20 protein-coding genes are annotated in these 25,530 nt (G+C 68.2%); 6 read left to right on the top strand and 14 right to left on the bottom strand.

Translation table 11 applies throughout. The annotated features are described in order from the left end of the window. Positions 1–5 precede the first annotated feature (5 nt). Genes DK368_RS10520 through DK368_RS10535 form a run of 4 tightly spaced genes read right to left on the bottom strand, consistent with a single transcriptional unit; the run spans position 6 to position 4,526 of the window. Positions 6–998, bottom strand: coding sequence for a glycosyltransferase family 2 protein (locus DK368_RS10520; RefSeq protein ID WP_114393903.1), 993 nt, complete (start codon positions 996–998; stop codon positions 6–8). Between the two features lie 47 nt (positions 999–1,045). Next, positions 1,046–2,515, bottom strand: coding sequence for a lipopolysaccharide biosynthesis protein (locus DK368_RS10525; protein WP_162305979.1), 1,470 nt, complete (start codon positions 2,513–2,515; stop codon positions 1,046–1,048). Positions 2,516–2,553: 38 nt separating this feature from the next. After that, a complete protein-coding gene (locus tag DK368_RS10530) occupies positions 2,554–3,765 on the bottom strand; it encodes a glycosyltransferase family 4 protein (RefSeq protein ID WP_114393905.1) in 1,212 nt (403 codons plus the stop codon). Positions 3,766–3,815: 50 nt separating this feature from the next. Beyond that, a complete protein-coding gene (locus DK368_RS10535) occupies positions 3,816–4,526 on the bottom strand; it encodes a sugar transferase (RefSeq protein ID WP_114393906.1) in 711 nt (236 codons plus the stop codon). 904 nt (positions 4,527–5,430) lie between these two features. On the opposite strand from DK368_RS10535, the gene DK368_RS10540 reads away from it, so the two are divergent. The 4 genes from DK368_RS10540 to DK368_RS10550 all read left to right on the top strand — a co-directional run bounded on the left by DK368_RS10540 (position 5,431) and on the right by DK368_RS10550 (position 11,218). Next, on the top strand, positions 5,431–7,686 hold the full coding sequence (locus DK368_RS10540; RefSeq protein WP_162305980.1) for a GumC family protein: 2,256 nt from the start codon (positions 5,431–5,433) through the stop codon (positions 7,684–7,686). Between the two features lie 34 nt (positions 7,687–7,720). Then, on the top strand, positions 7,721–8,794 hold the full coding sequence (locus DK368_RS21635; protein WP_162305981.1) for a glycosyltransferase family protein: 1,074 nt from the start codon (positions 7,721–7,723) through the stop codon (positions 8,792–8,794). Between the two features lie 11 nt (positions 8,795–8,805). Continuing rightward, entirely contained in the window at positions 8,806–9,948 is a 1,143-nt protein-coding gene (locus DK368_RS10545; protein WP_162305982.1) for a glycosyltransferase family 2 protein, read from the top strand. A 79-nt stretch (positions 9,949–10,027) separates the two neighbouring features. Continuing rightward, positions 10,028–11,218 carry a glycosyltransferase family 4 protein gene (locus DK368_RS10550; protein WP_162305983.1) on the top strand — a complete coding sequence of 397 codons (1,191 nt, stop codon included), beginning with the start codon at positions 10,028–10,030 and terminating at the stop codon, positions 11,216–11,218. Positions 11,219–11,282: 64 nt separating this feature from the next. Here the strand turns inward: DK368_RS10550 and DK368_RS10555 are convergent, their stop codons facing one another. From DK368_RS10555 to DK368_RS10580, 6 genes are all read right to left on the bottom strand, one after another. Further along, complete coding sequence (locus DK368_RS10555) at positions 11,283–12,755, bottom strand: mannose-1-phosphate guanylyltransferase/mannose-6-phosphate isomerase (protein WP_114393910.1); 1,473 nt, start codon at positions 12,753–12,755, stop codon at positions 11,283–11,285. A gap of 41 nt (positions 12,756–12,796) precedes the next feature. After that, positions 12,797–14,284 carry a hypothetical protein gene (locus DK368_RS10560; RefSeq protein ID WP_114393911.1) on the bottom strand — a complete coding sequence of 496 codons (1,488 nt, stop codon included), beginning with the start codon at positions 14,282–14,284 and terminating at the stop codon, positions 12,797–12,799. Positions 14,285–14,298: 14 nt separating this feature from the next. Beyond that, positions 14,299–15,438, bottom strand: coding sequence for an outer membrane beta-barrel protein (locus tag DK368_RS10565; RefSeq protein ID WP_162305984.1), 1,140 nt, complete (start codon positions 15,436–15,438; stop codon positions 14,299–14,301). Positions 15,439–15,576: 138 nt separating this feature from the next. Beyond that, on the bottom strand, positions 15,577–16,125 hold the full coding sequence (locus DK368_RS10570) for a polysaccharide biosynthesis/export family protein (protein WP_114393913.1): 549 nt from the start codon (positions 16,123–16,125) through the stop codon (positions 15,577–15,579). 29 nt (positions 16,126–16,154) lie between these two features. Next, positions 16,155–17,267 carry a GDP-mannose 4,6-dehydratase gene (gene gmd, locus DK368_RS10575; RefSeq protein WP_240002434.1) on the bottom strand — a complete coding sequence of 371 codons (1,113 nt, stop codon included), beginning with the start codon at positions 17,265–17,267 and terminating at the stop codon, positions 16,155–16,157. A gap of 284 nt (positions 17,268–17,551) precedes the next feature. Next, positions 17,552–18,541 carry a phytanoyl-CoA dioxygenase family protein gene (locus DK368_RS10580; RefSeq protein ID WP_155524546.1) on the bottom strand — a complete coding sequence of 330 codons (990 nt, stop codon included), beginning with the start codon at positions 18,539–18,541 and terminating at the stop codon, positions 17,552–17,554. 410 nt (positions 18,542–18,951) lie between these two features. On the opposite strand from DK368_RS10580, the gene DK368_RS10585 reads away from it, so the two are divergent. Continuing rightward, complete coding sequence (locus DK368_RS10585) at positions 18,952–19,314, top strand: hypothetical protein (RefSeq protein ID WP_114393916.1); 363 nt, start codon at positions 18,952–18,954, stop codon at positions 19,312–19,314. 177 nt (positions 19,315–19,491) lie between these two features. Next, a complete protein-coding gene (locus DK368_RS10590) occupies positions 19,492–20,283 on the top strand; it encodes a rhomboid family intramembrane serine protease (RefSeq protein WP_114393917.1) in 792 nt (263 codons plus the stop codon). A gap of 6 nt (positions 20,284–20,289) precedes the next feature. Here DK368_RS10590 and DK368_RS10595 read toward each other — a convergent pair whose 3' ends face one another. The 4 genes from DK368_RS10595 to DK368_RS10610 all read right to left on the bottom strand — a co-directional run bounded on the left by DK368_RS10595 (position 20,290) and on the right by DK368_RS10610 (position 25,407). Continuing rightward, the gene (locus tag DK368_RS10595) at positions 20,290–20,835 is read right to left on the bottom strand and encodes a GNAT family N-acetyltransferase (RefSeq protein WP_114393918.1); all 546 of its coding nucleotides are present in this window, start codon (positions 20,833–20,835) and stop codon (positions 20,290–20,292) included. Between the two features lie 32 nt (positions 20,836–20,867). After that, positions 20,868–21,314: a c-type cytochrome gene (locus tag DK368_RS10600; protein ID WP_240002435.1), complete on the bottom strand. Its 447-nt coding sequence runs from the start codon at positions 21,312–21,314 to the stop codon at positions 20,868–20,870. 38 nt (positions 21,315–21,352) lie between these two features. Beyond that, positions 21,353–22,945, bottom strand: a complete 1,593-nt coding sequence (locus DK368_RS10605) for a flavin monoamine oxidase family protein (RefSeq protein ID WP_205028139.1) — start codon at positions 22,943–22,945, stop codon at positions 21,353–21,355. Positions 22,946–23,037: 92 nt separating this feature from the next. Next, on the bottom strand, positions 23,038–25,407 hold the full coding sequence (locus tag DK368_RS10610; RefSeq protein ID WP_240002436.1) for a TonB-dependent receptor plug domain-containing protein: 2,370 nt from the start codon (positions 25,405–25,407) through the stop codon (positions 23,038–23,040). Between the last annotated feature and the right edge of the window lie 123 nt (positions 25,408–25,530).

The following is a 25,530-nucleotide window of genomic DNA, read 5'->3' on the forward strand; positions in this document are numbered from 1 at the left end:
TGGCGTCAGCCCTCGGCCGCCGGCTGCAGGGCACGCTGCGGCAGCAGGGGAAGGCGGCGGGCCAGCCGCCGCAGTTTGAACAGTGCCCGCCGGTGCAATGGGCGGAAATAGCGGCGGCGGAGATCGTCGAGATCGCTCTGCCGGTCCGGGAGCATCAGCGGGAAATGCCGCAAGGGAAAGGCGACCGGCCCCGCCTGATCGTTGACGCCGGGAATGACGTCCTTGGTCAGGGTCGCATCCTCCCCGAAGCCGATGTTGCGGATCAGGTGCCGCGTCGGCTTCACCACCAGCCCGTTGTTGACCCAGCAGGCCAGCTGGAAGCGGTAGGCCCAGGAATTGAGACGGTCGGCCTGGAGCAGATCGAAGGTGGAGGTCCAGAAACGGGCGGCGGCACGGTCGTTGAACAGGTCCAGCAGCCGGTCTTCCCGGCGCATCTGCGGCCAGAGCCGCATGTCCATGTCGAACTGGCGCCAGGCCCGCCGCCAGGTGGCCCAGCCCCAGCTGGCGAACAGGGTGGAGTAGTAATAGCTGTAGGGCTGGTTGCGGCGGCCGGCGGGCATGGAACTGCGGCCGCAGACGGCGAAGACGCGGGCATCGTCGCGGAAGCGGTCCAGCAGCTCGGCACAGAACGGGAAGAAGGTCGGGTCCGGCAGGCAGTCATCCTCCAGCACCAGCGCCTCCTCCACCCGCTCGAACACCCAGTCCAGCCCGGAGGCGATGCGATGGCGCGTGCCCATGTTGGCGGCGGCGAAGTTCGTCTCCACCCGGCAGGGCCAGTCCACCCGGTCGATGACGGCCCGCGCCGCGTGGCAGCGCTCCGCATCAGTGGGATGGCCGGGGCGCGGCCCGTCGGCGATGACCAGCAGATGCCGGGGCCGGACCTGGGCGATGGCGTCCAGGATGCGGCGCGTCACCGCCGGCCGGTTGAACAGGATCAGCACGACGGGCCGGTCGAAGCCGGTGTCGTCATGCGTGCCCGTGCGGGTCCGGGGGGCCATGGCGGTCTCCAGGTCTGGGGCGGCGTCCGTGGGGGAAAGGACGCGGGTCATGGGCCGGCCCGCCGCAAGGGCCGGTCGGGATGGCGGCCGGCCAGGGCGACACCGGCGAAGGACAGCAGCATCGGCCGGGCCAGCAGCAGCAGGGCCAACCCATAGGCCAGGGCGCCGACCAGGACGGCACCGGCCAGCCGCAGCGGCGCGGGTTCGGCCGCAGTCAGATGGCGCCAGCCCAGCACGGCCACCAGCATCACCAGAGACGCCAGGGCGATGGGCCAGACCCCGGACAGCAGCGGGCGCAGCCGCACCTTCAGCTGCCGGCGCAGCACATGCAGGTTCAGCGGCAGCAGCAGCAGCCCGCGCAGCACCATGGCCGCCGCCACCGCCGTGGTGCCGTGGGGCAGCGACAGCAGCAGCACAGGCGCCAGGGCCGCCAGATTGACGAGGTTGAGCCAGAGGCGCCAGCGCGTCTCCCCGGTTCCCGCCATCAACGCGCCCAGCCCGTAGGTCAGAGCCCATTGCAGCCCCATCAGCGCCATGATCTGGACCACGGGAACGGCCGCGGCCCAGCGCGCCCCGAACAGCACCGGCACCAGATCCGGCGCCACGGCGGCGAGGCCGAGATAGGCGGGGAAGGCCAGCAGGGCCGACAGCTGCACCAGCGAGGCCAGGGCCCGCTCCAGCCGCTCCCGCTGGTCCTGCACGCGGGAGAACAGCGGCAGCGCCACCTGGTTGATGGGCATCAGCAGCAGGACGCTGAGCATCTCCAGCAGGCGCCAGCCCATGGTGAACAGCCCCACCGCCGCCGGCCCCAGGGTGGCACCGATGACCAGACGCGGGATCTGCTGCTCGGCATACTGCACCCCGCGGGTGCTGACGGTGTGGGTGCAGTAGGCGGCGATGTCGGCGAGATGGCGGCGGCTGGCGGCCAGACCCGGCCGCCAGGGCGACGCCGTCCACAGCACCAGGACCTGCACGGTCCACTGCGCCAGGAACATCCAGGCCAGGCTCCAGACCCCGTATCCCTGCAAGGCCAGCCCCACGCCGACCGCCCCGCCGACCAGCGCAGCCAGGATGCCGCGCAGGGCCAGCGCCCCGAACAGCAGCTCGCGCTTCAGCTGCGCCACCTGCACCCCGGCCAGGGCATAGAGCAGCGGCAGCGCCGACAGCAGGTGCATCAGCGGCGTCACCGCGGGTTCGCCATAGAAGCGGGCCAGGGGGGCGGCCAGCAGCCACATGGCCAGGGCGATGGCACCGCCGGTTCCGATCAGCAGCCAGAAGACGGTGTCCACATGGCCGGGCTCCAGATCGCGCCGCTGCACCAGCACGGTGCCGATGCCGTCCACCAGGCTGATCTGGGCCAGCGCCGCCACGACCATGGCCATGGCGACCAGGCCATAGGCCTCCGGCCCCAGGATGCGGGCCAGCAGGCCGAAGACGACGAAGTTCATGCCCTCGCGCAGCCAGGTCCCAACAGCGGACCAGGCCAGGGCGGAGGGCAGACGGCTGCGGAGGTTCAAGACGACCCCTTTCCCTGCGGCGATACGGACGGCGGCCCTCATGGCTCGGGCACCGCGGCCATCGCGCGGTCGCCGGCGGCATAGCCGGGCGCGGGCACCGGCTGGTCGCGGACCGCCGTGATCTGTGCCTTGCGCAGCGGGCGCCCGTAGTAGAGCGCCTCGGTTTCGGCGCACATGCGATCGATGGTGAACCGGTCGGACAAGGCCCGCGCCGCCACGCCCATGCGGGACCGCAACGCCGGGTCGCGGGCCAGACGCAGGATGGCCTCGGCCAGGGCGGCACTGTCCTCACGCGGGATGATCAGGCCGGAAACCCCATGCTGGATGGCCTCGGCGGCGCCGCCCACGGGGGTACAGATCACCGGCAGGCCGCAATGCAGCGCTTCCATCAGGCTGTAGGACAGACCCTCATAGCGGCTGGGCATGACCAGCAGATCGAAACCGGGCAGATAGGCCCGGGCCGGCTGTTCCCCCAGCCAGGTGCAGCATCCCTCCAGCCCGGCGGCCGTGGCCTGACGGCGCAGCCCGTCCTGGAGGCTGCCGCTCCCGATCATGACCAGATGCACGTCGGCGCGCTGCTGCTGCACCAGCGGCATGGCCGCCAGCAGCACATCGATGCCCTTCTGGTATTCCAGCCGGCCGACGAAGCCGACCAGCAGCGTGCGGGACGGCAGCCCCAGCCGCTGGCGCAGATCTTCCCTTGGCTCGAAACCGCGATCCTGGATGCCGTTGTGGATGACGGCCAGCCGGCGGGCGGAGATGCCGAGACGGTGGGCGTGGGTGCGTTCCAGGCCGGAGGTGCAGACCACGCGGCTGCTGGCCAGACTGAGGCCCAGCTCGGCCATGCGGTAGACCAGGGCCGCGGCCGGCGACAGGCCGGGCGACATGGTGATGAAGGCATGAGGCGTGTAGATGCTGCCGGCCGTGCTGAGCAGGCCCAGCAGCCGGGAATAGAGCCCGGCCTTCGAGCTGTGCCCGTGCAGGATGTCGAAGGGGCCATACCGGCGCAGATGCGCCGACAGCTTCAGCAGCACCAGCCCGTCGCGCCAGGTGGGCGAACGCTCCATCGGCAGGCTGACGCTGTGCAGGCCCGGCTCCTCCTCCAGTTCGGCAAGAAGGGCGGGATCGGCCCGGTTCGGAGCATAGATCAGATGCACATGATGGCCGCGGCGGACCATGCCGCGGGACAGGTCGACCACATGCCGGCCGACACCGGCACTCATGGCCTCCGCAATGTAGCAGATGCGCATGCCCCCTCCTTCCGTCACGGCGGCGTCCGCCCCTCTGCCCCGACCCAGGGTCAATAGGCGCCGCGGGGGGCGACCAGGACCTTGGCTGTGCGCACGGCGATGATGACGTCGGTCCAGACCGACCAATGGGCGCGGTAGAGATTGTCCAGCTCGACCCGGCGGTCGTAATCGGTGTCGTTGCGGCTGCTGATCTGCCACAGCCCGGTCAGGCCGGGACGACAGGCCATGTACTGCTCGAACCAGTCGGCATAGCGGACAACCTCCGCCGCCACGATGGGCCGTGGACCGACCAGGCTCATGTCGCCTCGCAGCACGTTGAACAGCTGCGGCAGCTCATCGAGGCTGCTGCGGCGCAGGAAGCGGCCGACCGGGGTGATCCGCGGGTCGCTTTTCAGCTTCTGGATGCGTTGCCATTCCTCACGCGCGGCGGGATCGGCCGCCAGCAGCGCCTGCAGCCGGGCTTCGGCATCCACCACCATGGTGCGGAACTTCAGGCAGGTGAAGGACCGGCCACCGGCACCGATGCGCGTCTGCCGGAACAGGATCGGTCCGCCGTCACGGCCGACCAGCGCCGCCACCACCAGCATGACCGGCGCGAACAGCAGCAGCAGCAGCACCGCACCGATCAGGTCGAAGACCCGCTTCGTCCGCTGGCGATGCAGGGGACGGTCATCCGCTGACGCCTCATCCTCCGCCCCGGACAGGCGAACCGGTGAAAATCCGTCGAGGTCAACCGCGACAGCACTGATCGGCTCGGTCATGGCATCACCCCCCAATGGCCCCAAACGGGCAGTGGATACGGTTTCCCGCCCGCGCTGATGCCGATGCCGTACCGGAGAGGCCAGAGCAGCCGCCAAGGTACAGGCGCAACAGCATTCCTGCGATTGCGGAGACAAACATAAGATCATTGTGCAAATGATGAATTCACGCGATATGAATTCATCCATAAGCACAAATATTTTTATAGCTACACATAGTCTTATGGCGGGCGCTTCCCTGTATTTTTTGCTTTATTTTTCGTGTTTTTCTTTTGTTGCATTGCACCACAGGTCGCTCCATATCGAATACGGCATGTTTACGGCAAAATCAACAATGCGACTGCGCCATATCTCGCCGCGATGGACGTACCCCGCGGCAGCCAACACCTACCCACCCGCCAAGGTGGCATGCCGGGATTTCGTGAAATAAAGGCTGATCCAGGTCTGGAAACCGACCGGCTGAAGTCGTCCGATCCGTCAGAGCACGACGGCAGCAGGCAAATTCCATCGCTCTAACCACAATTTGAGGACCATTCAGGCAAAGAGAAACAACCCTTTGCATGTCCCCCTTTGGCGCTGCCGGCGCCAGAACCCGACGGAATGCAGGACCGATCCCGCTTTCGGCCAATCAGCCGAAAAGGAGTTAGATTTTACATTTTGGATTATCCGTTTTCGTCTTTGTGTTGCGACGCAATGAATGTTTTCATGGCGGCAATGAAAAACATATGCAGCCAAATATAGCGGATATTTTAAAGTATATCCGCATTTTGATTGGAAAAATCCGCAAGTTTGATTTCCAGGCACACGCAAGAAATCTTCAGACCACATCAAAGCCACGCCATGGGTATTTCCGCGGATGGGTGAGCATCGGAACCTGGCAGTCGAGAAAGGACGGAGCATGGGGAAGATGGGGGTTCATGTCGCCGCCGTGAACCGGCTTCAGGACGGCGCCGGCGACGATGTCACCCTGGGACAGATCGGCCGCATCCTCTGGCGGCGGCGGATCATCCTGGCCCTGACCTTCGTCCTGCTGATCGGGCTGGGCCAGATGGCCATCAACGGCATCATCCCCCGCTATACCGCGACGACGGCCCTGCTGCTGGAAGTGAAAACCAACAGTGTCGTGGCGTTCGAGGCCTATGAGACCGGCCTCAGCAAGGACAGTGCCCTGATCCGCAGCCAGATGGACATCCTGCGGTCGCGGGCGCTGGCACGGCGCGTGGTGACGGAACTGGCCCTGACGCAGGACCCCGAATTCAACGTGCTGCTGCGCCCGTTCGATCCGGGCTTCCTGACGCGCAGCGGGCTGGTCCAGCTGCTGCCGGACCCGCTGCGGGCGCGCTGGGAGGAGATCCCGCCCGATCCGTCGCGCTATGCGCCGGCCCTGGTGGAATCCCGCGTCATCAGCGCCGTGCTGTCCCGGCTCAGCGCCATGAACGACGGCAAATCCTACACGGTGCTGCTGTCCTTCACCTCGGAGGATGCGGAAAAGGCTGCCCGCATCGCCAACGCCTTCGCCGAGATGTACCTGACCAGCCAGTTCGAGAACAAATACCAGGCGGTGGAACGGGCCTCCGCCTGGTTCGACCGCAAGAGCGAGGAACTGCGCCAGCGCATGGTCGTGGCCGACCGCGCCGTGCAGGAGTACCGGGAGCAGAACCAGATCGTCAATCTGGGCCAGAACTCCCTGACCAACGAGCAGCTGGCCCGGCTCAGCGGCATGCTGATCGCCGCCCGCACCAAGCGGGCCCAGCTGGAGGCGGCCCTGCGCGAGGCCCGGCAGGATGGCGGGGCCACCCTGGCCGGGGCCGACGCGGCCGGCGCCGATCCGGCCCTGGATACCGGTGCCGATGTGCGCGGGTCGCCGCTGCTGCAGTCGCTGCGCCAGCAGGAACGGCAGGTCGCCACCGAACTGGCGGAACTGGGCACGACACACCGGCCCGAACATCCCGTGGTGGTCAACGCCCTGGCCCGCCAGGCCCAGCTGCGCCAGAGCATCGAGCGCGAACAGCGCGCCGTGGTGCTGCGGCTGAGCAAGGAGGTGGAGATCGCCCGGGCCGAGGAGCGCGACCTCAACGCCAAGGTCAACGAGGCCGCCGAAGCCGATACGGCGGGCAGCCGCGCCAGCATCGTGCTGCGCCAGCTGATGAACGAGGCCGATGCGGCCCGGTCGCTCTACAAGACCTTCCTGGAAGGGGCGGGGCGCATCTCGGTGCAGCTGGACGCACCGGGATCGGACGCCACCATCCTGTCGCGGGCCGAGCGCCCCCTGGGACCATCCTATCCCCAGCGCACCGTGCTGCAGGGCCTGACCATCCTGGGCGCCCTGGCCGCCGCCCTGGCCCTGGTGGCGGTGCTGGAGATGATGGATACCGGGTTCCGCGCGCCCGAGCAGGTGGAGCAGATGCTGGGGCTGCCGGTGCTGAGCATGGTGCCCTTCGTCCGCGGCCGCGAACATGCCTCGCTGACGGCGCTGCGCGACCCGGCCGGGCAGTTCGCCGACGCCATCAGTTCGGTCCGCACGGCGGCGCTGCTGAATCCGGGCGGGCGCAAGCCCCAGATCATCGCCGTGACTTCCTCGCTGCCGGGGGAGGGCAAGACCTCGCTGGCCCTGAGCCTGGGACGGCTGACCGCGGCAGCCGGCAAGCGCGTGATCCTGGTGGAGTGCGATCTGCGCCGTCCGGGCCTGCGCCGCTATCTCGGCGTCGGCAAGCAGGCCGGCGTCGCCGAGGTGGTGCGCGGCGACCATCCGCTGGAGACCGCCATCCAGGAGGATGGCGTCTCGGGCATGCATTACCTGACCGCCGGCAGCCGTGTGCAGCACGCGGTCGAACTGATCAGCACACCGCAGATGCAGGCCCTGGTCCAGGATCTGGCCAGCCGCTACGACATGGTGCTGCTGGACACGCCGCCCATCGGCGTCGTGCTCGACCCGGTGGTGGTGGCGGGCATGGCCGACTGCACCGTGCTGGCGGTGCGCTGGGGCAAGACCCCGCGCCATCTGGTCCAGGCCGCGGTCGGCCGGCTGGCCGGAGCCCGGACCCGGATCGCCGGCGTGGTGATGACCCAGGTCAACACGCGCCGGGTCGGACGCTATTCCCGGGTCCATCAGCCCGAGAAATATGCCGCCGTCTATTTCTCCCCCCGCGTCCGCAGGTCCTGACCCCGCGCCAAGGTGACCCGCGCCAAGGTGAAAGGTGCCGCCCGTGAAGGCCTATTACTGGAAATCCAAGCTGCCGAACTTCGGCGACGACCTGAACGAATGGCTGTGGGATGCGCTGGACCCCGCCTTCCCGCTGGTCGCCACCGATGTGGTGTTCCTGGGGGTCGGCACCATCCTGCGCGCCGGGCTGCCGCAGGGCCGGACACGCATCGTCTTTTCCAGCGGCGCCGGCTACGACACGCTGCCCGAGGATGTGCGCTCGCCCGCCTGGCATATCCATGCGCTGCGGGGACCGCTGACCGTGCGGGCCCTGGGGCTGGACGATGATGCGGCCGCCAGAGCCGGCGGCGGCATCATCACCGGCGATGGCGCGCTGCTGTTGCAGACCCTGCCGGAGTTCCGTCTGCCCCGCGGCGACCGCACCGTCTTCGTCCCGCACTGGGCCAGCGGATCCCGCCTTTATGAGCGCGCCTGCGCCCAGGCCGGCATCGACCATGTCAGCCCGACCGACGCGTGCAAGGCCGTCATCCGCCGCATCGTCACCGCCCGGCTGGTCCTGGCGGAGTCCATGCACGCCGCCATCATCGCCGACGCCTTCCGCGTGCCCTGGGTGCCAGTCTTCACCTCGGGCGAGATCAACACCTTCAAATGGCTGGACTGGGCGCTGTCGGTGGATGCCCCCTTCCGGCCCCTGCACATCGTCAATCCGGCGCTGGACTCCCGGGTCCGGGAAATCCTGCTGGGCCTTCAGGGCAAGCGCTACGCCACGGCTGGCGGGCGGGACGCCGCGACCGCCGATGCCGAGATGGTGCTGCGGCGGACCATGGACCGCTATGCCCGGCCGCCGTCGCGCCTGCGCGGACGCCTGCAGCATCTGGCGCGGCGTATCGGCGACGATGTGGTGATGCCGCGGCTGCAGGCGCTGGCCGATTCCCCGGCCATGGCCGATGCCCGGCGCCGCGCCGTCGATCATGTGGCCGCCGCCCTGGCACAGGCGGCGCGCATGCCGGGCTTCCTCAGCCCGGACACCAGCCTGCGCCGGACCACGGAGCGGCTGCAGCAGGGATTTGCCGAGATGATGCGCCAGATGAAGGCGCAGGCCGCATGAGGATCGCCCGCATGACCGCCGACAGCAGCAACAGGGGCCGCCGGGGCACCGGCGACGCCGGCACCGGGGGGGAAGAGATGGCCGGCAGCCCCGCCCCCCAGCGGCCCGTCCACGAGCGGCGCGTGCCCGAGCGGCCTGGGCCAGAACGGCGTGTCCCAGAACAGTGTGTCCCAGAACAGTGTGTCGATGTGGTGCTGCTGTCGCTGAACCGGGTGGAGGACACGCTGGCCGCCATCGACAGCGTGCTGCGGCAGCAGCGGGTGGCGGTCCGCATCTGTATCCTGGACCAGGGCAGCCGTGACCCGCGGCTGGCCGAACTGAACCGGCGCGCCGCGCAGGACGGGCGCATCCGCATCAAGTACCTGTCCGCGAATGTGGGGGCGGCGGCCGGGCGCAACATGGCGGCGGCGCTGGGCGATGCCCCCTATCTCGTCTGCATCGACAACGACGCGGAACTGCGCGACCCCGATGCCCTGGCCCGCATCTGCGACCATTTCGAGCGCAATCCCGGTGTCGGCGCCCTGTCCTTCCGCATCCTCAACAAGGCCAGCGGCCGTGACGACCTGACCACCTGGGACCATCCCCGCGCCCTGCTGGCCCAGGCGGACACGAGCTTCGCCGCGGCCCGCTTCTCGGCCTGCGGCTATGCCATGCGCCGCGCCCTGCACGAGCAGGTCGGCGGCTATGACGCGGATTTCTTCTTCGGCGTGGAGGAGATCGACCTCGCCTACCGCATGCTGGCCACCGGGGCGACCATCCTTTATGTCCCCGACGTGGTGGTGCTGCACAAATCCTCGCCGGAGATGCGCGTGACCTGGAAGGGCCGGCGCTATTACTACATCGTCCGCAACAGCCTGTATTTCCAGTTCAAATTCGGCACGCCCCTGCCCCGGCTGGCCCTGTCGGCCCTGGCCTGGATGGTGAAGGGCGGCTTCAACGGGCTTGGCATCGCCCCGGTCCGGGCCGTGCTGGATGCGCTGCGCATGAGCCTGCGCCATGGCTTCCGCCGCCGCGGCCGCGGCCCCTACCACCTGTCCCCGCCGGTCCGGGCCTATATCGAGGCCTGCGAGATGCGGGCCAAGGAGGATTTCGTCACCAAGGTGCGCAAGCAGTTCGTGAAGCTGGGCGGCCACTCCGTCAGCACCAGCAATTGAGGCGGTCCTGGCGGCAGTCATGGCAGCGGTCACGGGGACGGCCACACGGGTGCCGCGCCGGGTCCGGACGGGGAGGGGAATGGCGATGACGGTTCTCTACGCCTATGAGAGCGATGCGGCCGACCCCATGGTGCAGTCGGGACGCCCGCTGTCGATCCTGCGCCAGCTGGAGCGCCGCACGGACGGCGTCATCCCGGCCTTTCCGCTGAAGGACGGGCTGAAATACCTTTACAGTGCGCACTATGCCGCCAACCGGCTGCGCGGCCGCACCTACCGGCCGGACCGGGAGCCGGCGCTGCTGCGGGCCTGGGCCCGGCAGATCGAACACAGGGCGCACGGGGCGGACTGGATCTTCTCGCCGGGATCGCGGGCCATCACCGCCGTGCGCGCCTCCGTGCCGATGATCTTCTGCGCCGATGCCACCTTCCAGAACATGCTGGACTGCTACGACGAGTTCTCCCGCTGTTCCCGTGGCTATCTGAAACAGGGCTACCGGCAGGAGAAGGCGGCCCTGGACGCCTGCGCCGCCGCCCTCTATCCGTCGGACTGGGCCGCCCGCAGCGCCATCGAGGATTACGGCACCGACCCGGCCAAGGTGCATGTGGTGCCCTTCGGCGCCAACATCACGCCGCCCGACCCGGACCAGGTCGAAGCCCGCATCGCCGGCCGCTCGCCACAGCGCCTGCGGCTGCTGTTCATCGGCCGTGACTGGGTGCGCAAGGGCGGCGGCATCGTTCTGGCCGCCGGCGAGATCCTGCGCCGGCGCGGCCTGGATCTGCAGCTGGATCTGGTGGGGATCGCGGCACCGCCGGTGCCCCTGCCCCCCTTCGCCGTGAACCACGGGCTGCTGAACAAGCGGGTTCCGGCGCAGGCGGCCATGCTGGAGCGGTTGCTGGCCGAGGCGCATTTCCTGTTCGTGCCGTCGCGGGCCGAGGCCTATGGCATGGTCTTCTGCGAGGCGGCGGCCCATGGCGTGCCCAGCGTCGCCACCCGGGCCGGCGGCATCCCCGCCATCGTCCGCCACGGGGAGACGGGGATCTGCCTGGACCCGGCCTGCGGGCCGGACGATTACGCCGACGCCATCGAACGCAGCTTCACCGCCTGGCCGGATTATCTGGCCCTGGCCCGGCGCAGCGCCGATGCCTATCGGACCCGGCTGAACTGGGACAGCTTCACGCTGCGGCTGCTGGAGATCGCCGCCGCCGCCATCGGACAGGCGCCGCCGCTGCACCGCGTGGAGCCGCTTCAGGCCGGTCGTCAGGTGGCCTGAGGGGGCACCGGCGGGGCCCTCTTCCCCGCCGGTCCCTGCCGGCCGGCACGCCCGGGACCGGGCATCAGACCCGGTTGTAGCTGTCCTCCAGCCGGACGATGTCATCCTCGCCCAGATAGGAGCCGGTCTGGACCTCGATGAGGTTCAGCGGCAGCCGTCCGGGATTCTCCAGCCGGTGGACGGTGCCCAGCGGCAGATAGACGGACTCGTTCTCGCGCACCAGGATCTGTTCGCCGTCGCGGGTGACCAGGGCGGTGCCGTTGACGACGATCCAATGTTCCGCCCGGTGATAGTGCTTCTGCAGCGACAGCTTGCAGCCCGGCTTGACCGTGAGGCGCTTGACCTGGAAGCGCTCGCCCAGATGGACCGACTGGTAGAAGCCCCAGGGCCGGTAGACGCGACGGTGCTCCATGGCCTCGCCGCGGCCCAGCGCCCGCAGCCGTTCGGTGACCTGCTTGACCTCCTGCACCCGCCCCTTGTCCGCCACCAGCACGGCGTCCTCGGTCACCACGACCACGATGTTGTCCAGCCCGACCACGGCCGTCAGCACGTCGTCGCTGCGGATATAGCTGTCCCGTGTATCGACAAGCTGGACATCGCCCAGCGCCACATTGCCGTCGGCATCCTGCGCTCCGATGTCCCACAGGGCCGACCAGGCGCCCACATCGGTCCAGCCCATGGCCGCCGGCACCATGGCGGTGCGGTCGGTCTTCTCCAGCACGGCGTAATCGAGGCTGACCTGCGGGGCGGTGGCGAAGGTGACGGGATCGAGACGGGTGAAATCCAGGTCGCGGCAGGCCGCCTCCAGCGCCGCCTGTGCCGCCGCCAGCACGGCCGGGGCGTGCCGGCGCAGCTCCTCCAGCAGCACCGCCGCCGGGGCCACGACCATGCCGCTGTTCCAGAAATGGCGGCCGCTGCCGACATAGTCCTCGGCCACGGCGCGCGACGGCTTTTCCGTGAAGCGGCGGACCTGGCAGGCGCCCCCGGCGTCCGGGATCGGCTCCCCCTGCTCCAGATAGCCATAGCCGCATTCCGCCCGGGCGGGCGTGATGCCGAGCATGGTCAGGTAGCCCAGCGACGCCGCCCGTGCCGCCCGGCGCATGGCGTCGTGGAAGGCGGCGCGGTCGAGCACCACATGGTCGGCCGGCAGCACGGCCAGCACGGCGCCGGGATCGGTCTGACCGGCGGCCAGGGCCGCCACGGCCACGGCGGCAGCCGTATTGCGGGCGCAGGGTTCAAGAATGATGGAACGGGGCCGGATGCCGACGGCCTGCACCTGCTCGGCGATGGTGAAGCGGTGTTCGCTGTGGCACAGCACCAGCGGCGCCTCGAACAGGGCCGGATCGGCCACGCGCAGGGCCGTATCCTGGATCAGCGTGTTCTCCCCCACCAGGCGCAGCAGCTGCTTGGGATAGCGTTCCCGCGACAGCGGCCAGAGCCGGGAGCCGGAGCCGCCGGACAGGATCACCGGCACCAGACGGGGGCAGGCGCCGGCATCCAGGAGAGCCGTCGCCGTTTCAGTCTGCAGAAGGGACATGCGCACCTCTCCTCTGTTCCCGGCGGGAAAGACGCCCGCCATCAGTCTACAGGACCGGAGCACGGCACCCGCCGGACCAGGAGCCCATACCCCCGAAGGCCGCCGGCTCCCTCCGGCCGCATCCCGGCCCGCCCCGGCTCGACGGCCTCCACCACCCCAGGACGGACGACACCGGACCGGGCGGCCAGCGCCCCGCACAGCAGTCCGCAATCCAGCCAGACCATGACCATGCTGAGATTGGGGTTGGAGAAGGCATGGATCAGCAGCAGCCCCAGCAGATGCCATTTCAGCGGACGCAGGCTGAGCCCGTCCGGCGCCGGGCCATGACCGCGGCGCGGCCGCAGCAGATCGAGCATGAACAGCAGATAGGCGGCGGTCCCGACCACGCCCACATTGCACAGCAGCGTCAGCGGCAGGCTGCTGGGCTTGTGGCTGCCCAGGCCGAGGCCGATGCCATAGGTCTCCATGGCGATGGAGATCGCCATGAGATTGACGGCCGCGCGCTCCTCGTAGGAGGAGCTTTCCTGCTTCTGCACCACCACCTTCTCGATCAGGTCGCCGACGAACTCCTGATGCGCGGCCAGATAGGCGGCGCCCGCCGCCACCCCGCCCAGCATGATGACGACCCCGAGCACGCTGGCGATGGACACCCGCGGCAGCCGGATGCGGCCCCGCAGCAGGGACAGGGCCATGTCGCCTCCGGCCACGGCGGCGAAGGCGGCCATGGCGAAGAAGCCGGTGGTGGCCTTGGCCAGGAACAGGCAGACCAGGCAGAGCAGGATCAGGGACGCGGACAGCATGGTCGGCCGCTCACGGAAGCGGAACCAGGCGAACAGCAGGAAGCCGCAATAGAAATAGGACAGGGCCGACGGCTCGGAAAAGGGTCCGTTGACCCGCAATTCGCCCAGCATGCGCTGGCCATGGGCGGCGCGGTAGGAGGTGTTGGACTGGAAGAAGCTGTCGGGCCAGGGCAGCCCGGTCTGGCTGCTGGCGTAATGCCATAGACACAGGCCCGAGGCGATCAGCAGGGCCAGCGCCATGGCCTGTCCCGTCAGGGCGGGGATCTCCTCCCGCGGCAGCCGCGCCAGCTGGTGCGCCACGGCATAGACGATCAGCAGATTGATCAGCAGGTAGGAGAGCTGGGTGATGTTCTCCCGCTGGAAGCTGAACGGGGCTGCCCGGTCCAGGTTGAATCCGGCGGAACCGCCGATGACCTCCACCTCGCCCTGGAAGAAATAGAGCGCCAGCCACAGGGTGGCGACCGCCGACACCAGCAGCACGAACAGCGGAACCATGGACAGCAGCACCCGGCGATTGAGGGACTGGCCGCCCAGGGTCAGCTCGACCAGGGTGCGGCCCACCATCAGCAGGCCCAGAAAATAGCCGGGCTGAAGCCCGAAGGAGCCGATCTGCACCACGGCGGCGGCATGCAGCAGGCAGAAGGTCGGCATCAGCAGCAGCGACCAGCGCCACGGCGCCAGCATCAGCAGCAGGCCCAGGGGGATCAGCAGCAGGCCGGTGCTGGACATGACCGCCCTCCCCGTCAGATCCGGGCGGTGAGCGCCAGGCGCATCACCGTCTGGGTGAAGTCGCGCGCATCGGTACTGCCGTCCTGACGGCGGTGCTGGACGCCCAGCGTCAGCCCGAAATTCCGGTTCAGGCGGTAGCGCAGGTCCGCCTCCAGATCGGTGCGGTGGTCGGTGCCGCGCTCACCGCCGTAGGCGTTGATGCGGTAGACCCCGCCCAGGCTGGCGTCCAGATTGTCGGCCAGGGCGTGCTCCAGCCGCAGGCCGATGTCGGAACTGACCAGCCGGCCGCCATCGATGCGGGTGCTGGGCGCCTGACGGCGCGAGACGCGCAGGGTGACGGCCGTCAGCTGCGTCGGATTCCATGTCACCCGCGCGTTGGTGGCGATCCCGCTGCGGGTTTCGATGGTTTCGTCATTGAAGGTCTGGCGGAAGCCGCCGATGCCCACATCGCCCTGGAAGATGGTGGACAGGTCGAAGCGCGCGCCGACCAGGGCGCTGGTCGTGCGCGAATTGAAGGCGCTGCCGATATCGAAATCGATCCAGGACAGGCTCGGCTCCACATAGGCGGACAGGCTGGGTGACAGCGCATAGGCCAGCCGCAGACCCATGCGGTAGTCCTGGCGGTCGCGCCGGGTCGTCAGCGCCGCATAGTTCAGGCGATGCGTGGCGGCGCTGAGCTGAAAGGCGATGCGGTTGACCTGCCGCTGCCAGCTGCCGGTGACCGACCAATCATCGAACCGTACCCGTTCGTCGGGGTCCAAACCGGGGTCGACATCGCTGTCGATGGCGACATCCGCCTGACGGCGCAGCGTGGCATCCAGGCTGATGCGGTCATCCGCCGTCACCGCCAGCGCCCCGCCGAGCTGGGCCTGAACGGTGGTGGCGTCGGAGGCGGTGTCGCGCGTGTAGGTGCGGTGCCGGACGCGGATGTCGCCGGACAGGTCGTGCAGGGTCCAGAGCGTGCGGAAGGACAGACCGGCCGCGGCCTCAAGCACCAGATCGGACTGCTCACCCGTCGCGCTGGCCCGCACATTGTCGCTGTGGCGGGTCTGCATCTCCACCGACGGGAACAGCAGCACCATGCCGGCCTGTATCCCCAGCGCCTCGTAGGGGCCGGGGTCCGGCAGCGTCTGCCCCCGGGCGCCGGCAACCATGCCGCCGGCCGTCATCCCGAGTGGCAGCAGGCAGCCGGCGGCGATCCGCCGGCACCGTCCCCAGCCCGACGCGCCCGGACGGTCGGGAGCCAGGCGGAAGGGCGGCGGCCGGGAGGACTGCCAACGCGGCGGCATGGCCTAGAAGACCCGGTCGAAGACATAGACCACGTCCCCGGGCAGGACCCGGGTGCTGCGCCCCGCAAGCCCCTCCATCGGTTTGTCGTCCAGGGTGCGGACGATGGACATCTCGTCCGTGCGCGCCCGGACGGTGAAGCCCCCGGCCACGGCCACGGCCGTCAGCACGGTCATGCCGGGTTGGTAGGGATACTGTCCCGGCCGCGCCACCTGCCCCAGCACGAAGAACGGCCGGAAAGTCTTGATCTCCAGGCTGGCGCTGGGGTCGGTCAGCAACCGCCGCAGCCGTCCGTCCAACTCTGTCTTCAGGCCGGTCAGGGTCAGGCCGCGGGCCGGCACGGCGCCGAGGCGGGGAATGGCCAGCTCACCGCGGTCGGACACCACGTAATCGCCGTTGATCTGGGGATCTTCCAGCACGATCAGGCGGATGGCATCGCCGCTGTCCAGCCGGTAGTCGCCGGGCGGTGCCTCCGGCAGCGGGTCGAGTCCGCCGCTGCGGCAGCCGGCCAGGGACAGGGACAGGGCAAGCAGAAGCACGGGCAACAAACGCATGGCGGCATCGCTCCGGTCTGGTCGTGCGGTCAGGACAGCGCCACGGCCAGACGGCGGCTGGGGGCCGACCGCTGTACCACCGGCTGCGGCTCCAGCCCATGTTCCGCCGCCACCACCTGCAGGTCGGACGCCACCATGTCCTGCACCAGTTCCGTAAAGCTGGTGCGGTGCTGCCAGCCCAGCACAGTGCGTGCCCTGGAGGGATCGCCCAGCAGCAGTTCCACTTCCGTCGGGCGGAAATAGGCCGGGTCGATCCTGACCAGCGCCTGCCCGGAGCGGGCATCCAGCCCCTGCTCCTCGACGCCGTAGCCCTGCCAGACGATGGTCCGGCCGACCTCGGCGAAGGCGTGCTCGACGAAGTCGCGGACGGTGTGCGTCTCGCCGGTGGCGAGCACATAGTCGCCGGGCTGATCCTGCTGCAGCATGCGCCACATGCCCTCGACATAGTCGCGGGCATGGCCCCAGTCGCGCCTGGCGTCGAGATTGCCGAGATAGAGGCAGTCCTGCAGGCCCAGGGCGATGGCGGCGACGGCGCGGGTGATCTTGCGGGTGACGAAGGTCTCGCCGCGGATCGGGCTTTCATGGTTGAACAGGATGCCGTTGGAGGCATGCATGCCATAGGCCTCGCGGTAGTTCACCGTGATCCAGTAGGCATAGAGCTTGGCCGCGGCATAGGGGCTGCGGGGATAGAAGGGCGTGGTCTCGCGCTGCGGCGTCTCCTGCACCAGCCCGTACAGCTCCGAGGTGCTGGCCTGGTAGAAGCGGGTGCGCCGCTCCAGCCCCAGGATGCGGATCGCCTCCAGCAGCCGCAGCGTCCCCAGACCGTCGGCATTGGCCGTGTATTCCGGCGTCTCGAAACTCACCTGCACATGGCTCTGTGCCGCCAGATTGTAGATCTCGTCCGGCTGCACCTGCTGCACCAGGCGGATCAGGTTCGTCGCATCGGTCAGGTCGCCGTAATGCAGACGGAGATTGATGTCCTGCTCATGCGGGTCCTGGTAGAGATGCTCGATCCGCATGGTATTGAAGGATGACGAACGTCGTTTGACGCCGTGGACCTGATAGCCGCGCTGCAACAGGAACTCGGCAAGATAGGCACCGTCCTGTCCTGTAATGCCGGTGATGAGTGCTACCTTCGCCACGGTCAGGTCCTCCTCTGCGGATATCGGCCGTTTGGGGCCCACGTCGCCTGGAGCGGATGGTCCTTCAAGGCGGCGCCGATATACTGGCCAGAGACGCGCTCTTCCTCCAATCATGCATGGGAATTAGCCCCGGACGGGCCGGATCACCGGCCACACTCGCCCCGGAGCGCGGAATTGGTACAGCCGCCGGCCGCGTTGGCCACACGGCTACCCTCTCTTGTGCAGATGCGAAATGGCACCGGGACCGGCAACAACCGGACGGACGTGACACGTTCATCCGGGCATCAGGCCGGCTGCCAGGCCACGCCGCGATCCAGGCAGGCGATCTGCGCCGCCAGATCGGCATTGCCCCGCGGGATCGGCTCGCCGAAGAAATGGTCGGAAACCGGGGCGCTGATGCCGTAATGGATTTCCAGCATCAGGCGACGGCGGCTGCCGGCCCGGGTGCCGGTATGGAAGACGAAGGGATCTTCGGCAAACCCCGTTCCCGCCGCCCCATGAACGGTGATGATATCGTCCGGGCGATAGACCCGGGCGATCTGCTGCGGCGACTTCCCCGCCGTCAGCGACAATTGATGGGCCAGGGATTTGCGCCGATGGCTGCCACGGATATAGCGATGCGGCCCCGCCTCCCCGTCCACATCGGTGAGGTAGAAGAAGAATTTCAGCGAGCGCCAGTCATCGATGTCGGCATGGAAATAGCTCTGCGAGGCCAGATGCATCAGGCGCAGATGGGCATCGGCCGAAGGGAAACTCCACCAGAGCCGTGCCCGGATCAGCCGTGGCCGGGCATGGAGATAGGCCGCCGCCAATCCCCGCAGGGCGGGATCGGCACAGAGTGCGCCGATGGCGCCACAGCGGCTGATCTGTTCGAAATAATGACCGATGATGATGGGGCGGCCACTGCGCCGTTCCCAATCCGGCTGCGCCGCCGGCAGAAAGGCCAGGCCGCGGTCGAAATTGCCATAACACGGCGTCTGCTCGGCGAAATCGCGGATTTCCCGCACCAGGGCGGGCGGAAGGTCCAGCCCGCCGCAGAAGCCGTGGGCATCCAGGACGGCACAGGCCGCCGTCACATCCAGATCCCGGAACAGAGGCGATGGGCCGGCCTTTGGCCGTGGCGCGCGCGTAGCGGCATAGCGCCACAAACCGTAGCGGACGGCGGTGATGCGGGCCCCCATCAGCAGCAGCGGCAAAGTCGGGCGCCGCCGCAGCAGGTGGGCGAACCGGGGAATGCGATCAAGAATGCGGTGAACCTGCACTGCAACCCCCACGCGCCATGCGTTCTGCCGCTTTGCAACAGGACGAGGCTATCACGCCCATCCGCGACCGCAGATGGAGCAAAGGCATCTGCCCACTGCCGTCCGACAACCATCCGTTTTCCATGGCCGGGCGGATGAAAAGACCCGGGTCCGCATCCGCGGCGGTACACCCCCGCCGCAATGCCGTGTGTCCAGCGGCCATGCCCGGTCCTGGATTTCACTTCCTTCGCAGCAGAGGCTCAAAAGCCGCATTGGCCGGATGCGGTAGCCCCCGCTATCCTGCCTGCATACAAAGAAATGCAGTCGTGCGCGTCTGCCGGAGGAGGCCGGGGGCGTGAACCCCGGCGTAAGCCGGCCGTGCCAGGCTTGTGCCTGACACCGGCCGCGTTCTGGCAGCAGTCTGGCAACAGGAAGACAGCATCATGGCCCATACCCGATCCGAGGAAGACCGTCTGCTGCTGGACAGCATGGTGATGTCCTTCTGCGAAACCTTCAGCTTCGCCGGCCTGTGGAAACCCATGGCCCGCAGCGGCTCCCTGCGCCATGGGCCGGGGCGCGAGGACTTCGAGACGCTTGGCGCCCGTCTGCTGGCGCAATTGCTGGTCAGTGTCGGCATGCTGGCCGCCGTGACACTGGCCGCCGGCCTGTCGCTGCTGGTGCTGTTGGCTGTGGAGGCCGGGGCGACCACGGCCGCCATGGCCGGCACCATCGCCGGGGCGATGATCCTGCTGCGCTGCATCGCCCACCAGCAGGCGCAGGCGGTGGAGGATGACAGCCTGTCCTGACCGCCGATAAGGAGCAGGCTGGAACGGGTGGGCCGGCCCCGGGTTACAGGCCGGGCATCGCCATGCGAGGGCGGCCTGTGCAAGAGTGTCCGACTGTGGGCATGATCGGAAAGGATGGGCGGCTGCGCCCGGGTCAGGTCCGCGCATGCCCGATCAGGCTCCCTACGGGATTGCGTGATGCTGTTCCTGCCCATCGCCGATGACAATCCGACGCTGCGCCGCCCCATTGTCACCATCGGGCTGATCGTCGCCTGCATCCTGGTGCATCTGTGGCAGCGTTCCCTGGGAGAGGCTGGCGGACAGACGGCAATCTATGTGCTGGGGGTCATTCCCGCCGTGCTGTTCGGGCAGGCCAGCCTGCCGCCGGACTGGCCGGCGGTACCGGCCCTGGCCACCATCTTCACCTCGATGTTCCTGCATGGCGGCTGGCTGCACCTGGCCGGCAACATGCTGTTCCTGTGGATCTTCGGGAACAATGTGGAGGACAGCATGGGCCGGGGCCGCTTCCTGCTGTTCTATCTGCTGTGCGGTGTGGCCGCCGCCCTGGCCCAGGCGATCTCCGCCCCCGGCTCCAGCGTGCCCATGGTCGGGGCCAGCGGCGCCATCGGCGGCGTGCTGGGGGCGTACATGCTGCTGCACCCGCTGGCCAATGTGCGGGTCTTCGCCTGGATCATCATCATCGTCCGCATCGTCAATGTGCCGGCGGTGCTGGTGCTGGGCCTCTGGTTTGCGGGGCAGGTGCTGAGCGGCGTCTCCACCCCCACCAGCGGCGGTGGCGTCGCCTTCTGGGCCCATGTGGGCGGATTCCTGGCCGGAGCCCTGCTGATCCCCTTTTTCCGCCACCGCGGCGTGCGCCTGCTGCAGCCTGCGCACAGCCGCGCCTTCACCACCGTGCCCCGGCCGGTGCTGCGCCGGGGCAGCGTCCCCATGGCCGGCAATGCCCGCCGCCCCTGGGGCGACCGGCTCTAGCCGTGCTCATCCCGCCAAGTCCTTGCGCATGCGCACGAAATCGATGCTGCCGCCCTGCGGGAACGGGTGGGTGTGGCGCTCCACCGGGCTGTAGCCCAGAGCGTCATAGAGCGGCACGCCCGGCAGGGTGGCCATCAGTTCCAGCGCCAGGAAGCCGTTGAGGCGGGCCTCCGCCTCGCTGACGGCCATGATGGCGCGGCCAATGCCCCGGCGCGCCACGTCGGGATGCACGAACAGGGCCCGGATATAGGCCGGGTCCCGTCCGGGCGTAAGGTCCCCGCCACTGCGGCAGGGACCACCGGCATCGCTGCCGAACAGGACGCGGCGGCGGCTCCAGCCACCGCAGGCGACCGGACGCCCGTCCTGCTCGGCAACGAGGTAGGTCTGGTCGCGGATCAGATCCCGATCCACGCCGAAGGCGCCGGTCAGGGCCAACTCCACCTGCTCCGGCGCATAGAAGCCGGCGCTGAGACCGCGGGCCGAAGCGGCGATGAGATTGTCCAGCACCGGGACATCGTCCAGCAAGGCCTTGCGCAGCCGGATCTGTGGCATGCTCCCCGCTCCCCCTGACGGTCCGGGCCGCATCAGTGCGGCGCAGCCGGGCGGGCGATCTTCACGTCCGCCACCGTCACCTTATCCGTATAGCTGTTGCTGAAGTGGCTGCGGACATAGTTGACCACCGCCGCCACCTGTTCATCGGACAGATAGGGGCCGAAGGACGGCATGGCCTTCTGTCCCTGCAACACCACCGTGATGGGATAGCCCGCCGTCTCGAGATTATGATTGGCGGCCAGGGCCGGATAGGTGCCCGCCCCCTTGGCGCCCTTGGCGTCGGGCATATGGCAGCCCTGGCAGATGGATGTGTAGATGGCTTCACCATCGTCGGGCGTGGGCTTGGCCAGGGCCGTGGCCGGCTTGGCCGACTGCACGTCGGTGTTCTGGGCCTGTGCGCCGGTCAGGGGGAGCAGGCCGGCCAACAGCAGGGAAGCCACGGTCAGCATGGCACCCGGCAGGGCAATGCGCGTCTTCATCGTCTTCTCCTTTGCGGGCGGGAGGCAGCGGATGGCCATCACAGCGCCATGACCCGCTGGTGCAGCCGTGTCACGGCATCCATCGCCGACAGGATCGCCCCCTCCTGCCAGGCCGGCAGGTAGGAGACATGCTCGCCGGCCAGCAGCAGGCGCCCGTCGATGGCGCAGAGATCCTTGTAATGCGCCGCCCGCGTCTCCTCGGTCCAATGGCCGAAGCAGCCCAGGGTCCAGGGCACGCGGTGCCAGCCCACGGCCACGCCGGTATCGAATTCCGCCGTATATTGCGGGTGGATCCTGGCGCCGTAGCCGACCACCTCGCGCACCCGCTCCTCCGGCGACATGGCCGTCAGCTTATAGGCATAGGGGCCCCAGCAATAGGCGCCCAGCAGCACGCCCTTGCCCGTGCTGCCATAGTTGGTGGCGGGATAGCCGATGACCGAGATCGGCAGGTCGGTGTAGCTGATGCCGCCATAGATGGATTCGTCCTGTTCCCAGAAGCGGCGTTTGAATTGCAGCCCCACCTTCACCGACGCCTCATAGGGGATGGCGTTGATGGCGGCGTTCATGGCCGGGCTGACATCCTTGTCGATCTGGCTCAGCACCGATGCCGGAATGGTGCAGAGGCACCAGTCGGCACTGGCCGTCTGCGGCGTGCCGCCCGTGCGGGCATCCACATAGCTGACGGTGACGCCGCTGCCGGTCTGGCGGATGGCGGTGACCTTGGCGTTGTAGCGGATGACATCCTTGACCTCGCGGGCCATGGCCTGCGGGATCATGTCCATGCCGCCCACCGGCTGGAACAGCGTGGTCTGGAACTCGTAGCCGTGGCCGATGCCGATGGCGCGCCAGAGGCCGGACCGCAGCAGTTCCGACAAGGCAACGGGCTTGGACGGCACCGGCGCACCGTCCAGACCGCCGCCGGGGTCCTTCTCGAAGCCGCGGCGGGTGCTGCTGATCTCCCCCGGCTTGAAGCTGAGGTCCTGTTCCAGAGCGCCCCAGTCGCGCAGCGCCTCCAGCAGGATTTCCTGGTCCTGCTTGCTGACGGCCTGATCCAGCGCCCCCTGGTTGGTGGCCTTGGCCAGCAGCTCGGCCACCTGGCCGTGGAAGTCCGCCTCCACCGTGCGGTAGCGCTGGGGCGTGCCGCCGAAGGCCTTGGTCGAATGGACGAAGGCGTTGTAGTTGACCTGGACGAAGGGCTCCAGCGCCACACCCAGGCGCTTGCAGTAATCCAGCACGGCATAATGATGGTAGGGGATGCGCCACGGGCCGGGATTGATGTAGTTGCCCGCGTCGAATCCAACCGTCTGGGTGAAGCCGCCCAGTTCGGTGTAGCTGTCGCCGCCACGCAGCGTCCAGGACCGGCCACCGGCCTTTTCCCGGTACTCCAGGATCTGGACCTTGTACCCGGCCTTGCGCAGCTCGATGGCGGCGGACAGGCCGGCGACGCCGGCGCCCAGGATCAGCACGGAGGCGCCCTTGGGCGTCCCTTCCAGCTTGGGCGGGCCGGAATAGGTGGACTCCGCCGCGAAGCCCAGGCTTGTGGCCGCCTGATACATCACCGACGTCCCGGCCGTCATGCCGATCAGCGACAGCAGCCGGCGGCGGCTCATGGGATTGGATTGCTCGACCATGCTCTTGAACCTTCGTGTCCTGCGGGTCCCGCGGGGACCCGTCGGCAGGGCGGCACGGACCGCCCCGCCAGGGTGCGTCCTGTCGCGGACGATCAGAAGCTCACGCCGAGCTTTACGTAGTACATGCCGCCGTTATAGCCGAACGGGGACGTGTCCGGATAAACCTGTCCAACTGAATACGTGCCATCTGTCGCCTTATTTACCTTATCAGGGTAAGTATCGAACAGATTCTGGGCACCGAGCGTCAGCGTGTACATTTCAGCGAACGTGTATGACGCCTCCAGATCGAAGATGATTTCCGATCCGAATGTCTTGGCGTAGTTGGCTGTATCGGTCCACTTGCCGTAATAGCTGCCACGTCCCAGGACGGACACCGGCCCCAGCGTGTAGGTGGCCGTCAGGTTGCCGCGCCAGCGCGGCAGCTGCTTTTCCAGATCGGCCTTGCGGTCATCGCCGATCACGCTTTCGTCACGCTTGATGACCTTGGTGCGGTTGTAGTTGCCGGCCAGGGTCAGGTCCAAGGTGCCGTCCGCCACGTCGAAATCGGTGCGCAGCACCAGATCCACGCCCTGGGTGCGGGTGTCGAAGGCGTTGGTGAAGTAGTTGACGGCGCCCAGCGTTTCGGCTCCCGGCACCCCCAGCGCCGCCAGGGCCGTGCGGTCGGCCGCGGTCGGCGTGAAGTCGCCGGACAGGGCGATGCGGTCCTCCACCTTGATGTTGTAATAGTCCAGCGTGGCGGTGATGCCAGCGGGCAGTGTGGCGACCAGACCGCCGGCCACGTTGAAGCTCTCCTCCGCCTTCAAGGCCTTGGCCCCGAAATAGCGGGCGACGACGCTGGCGGCCGGGTAGGTGCCGCGCGCCACCGGGCTGGAACTGCCGGCCGGGAAATAGGTCTGGATCGACGAGGTCTGGGACTGGCCCGGCGTCGGCGTGCGGAAGCCCGTATTGACGCTGGAGCGGATGGCCAGATTGTCGGTCAGCTCATAGCGGCCGCTGACCTTCCAGTTGAAGGTGTCGCCGAAGGTCTCGAAATCCTCGTAGCGGGCGGCGACGCCCAGGGTGAAGCCCTCGAACACATCCGTTTCCGTATCGACATAGACCGCGTAATTGTCGCGGGTGAACTCGCCGGAATCCTCGGGCCGGAAACCGGGATAGCCGTTGGAGCCAATGGGCATGGCCGAAGGCAGTCCCGTCACCACATCGGTGAAGGTGGCATACGGCCCCACCGTGTAGGAGGCGGTATCGCCAGGGCTGATCTCGTACAGTTCCTGCCGCCATTCGGTGCCGAAGGCGAAGTTCAGCGGGCTGGCCAGCCCGACCTCGATGGGATAGGCGAAGTCGGCATTGAGTCCCGTCTCCTCCTGTACCAGCCGCCCCACATGGAAGGAGCGGGGCGAATCCGGCCCCAGCGACGGGTTGACCGTGTTCTTCAGCTCGTAGTCGATCTGGCTGCGGCCGAAGGAGGCGCTGAGGTTATAGGTCAGCCCCATGGCCAGTTCATGCTTGAAGCCGCCGGTCAGGGACGCGTCCTTGACATCGCCATAGAAACGGGGCGTGAAGCCGTCGGGGAACCATTCGGTGAAGCGGAAGCCGTCGGGATCGCCCGCCACCGGCAGAGTCGGGCCGTTGACGGCGTGATCCGCCGAAGGCGGCCGGTAATAGAAGCTGCCGTTCGACTTGGACGCGCCATAATTGCCGAACAGGTAGATCGACTTGCTGTCATCCAGGTCGATGCCCGAATTGACGAACAGGCGCCCGGCCTCGGCATCGGGATCACCCCAATTCATGGCCAGCTTGGTCAGCGAGGCCGGCGCCCGCGGGTCCTGCACACCGCGGTTGGTGGGGTCGGACTTGCTGTACTCGCCCGACACGTTGAAGAAGCCGTTGGGTCCCAATGGCAGACCGACATTGGCGGCGGCCTGGATGCTGTCGCCGTCGCCCTCGTAGGTGGAGCCGTACTGGACCGTGGCGCTGCCCCCGTCGGCCGCGTCCTTCAGCTGGAAATTCATCACCCCGGCGATGGCGTCGGAGCCGTACTGAGCCGAGGCACCATCGCGCAGCACCTCCACCTGCTTGATGGCGATGGCCGGGATCTGCGCCAGATCCGGGGCCTGGGCGCCCGCGGCCAGGGCACCGCCGCCGAGCTGGACCAGGGCCGAGCGGTGCCGGCGCTTGCCGTTCACCAGCACCAGGGTCTGATCGGGCGGCAGGCCGCGGAGCGTCGGCGGCCGGACGAAGGTGGAACCGTCGGAAATGGCGTTGCGGCCCACATTGAAGGACGGCACCAGCGTGCGCAGAATATCGTTGGTATCGGTGAAACCCTGCTTCTCCAGATCGGCAGCGCCGAACACATCGATCGGTGACAGGGATTCCGTGGCTGTACGGTTGGCGACACGGGTACCGGTGACGATGACCTCGTCCAGGGCGGCCTGGGCCAGTGCAGCCGAGGGGATCAGACCCACCAGACAGGTGCTACACAAAAGACCAAAACCGAAGGTATTTACACGCCGATTTTTCTTATGAAGCTTCCCCGTTGATTGCATCATGATTTCCCCTGTTCAGTATTTTTTGCATTTTTCTCCGCC

The organism is Oleisolibacter albus, from assembly GCF_003336875.1.
GTDB classification, from domain to species: Bacteria; Pseudomonadota; Alphaproteobacteria; order Azospirillales; family Azospirillaceae; genus Niveispirillum; species Niveispirillum album.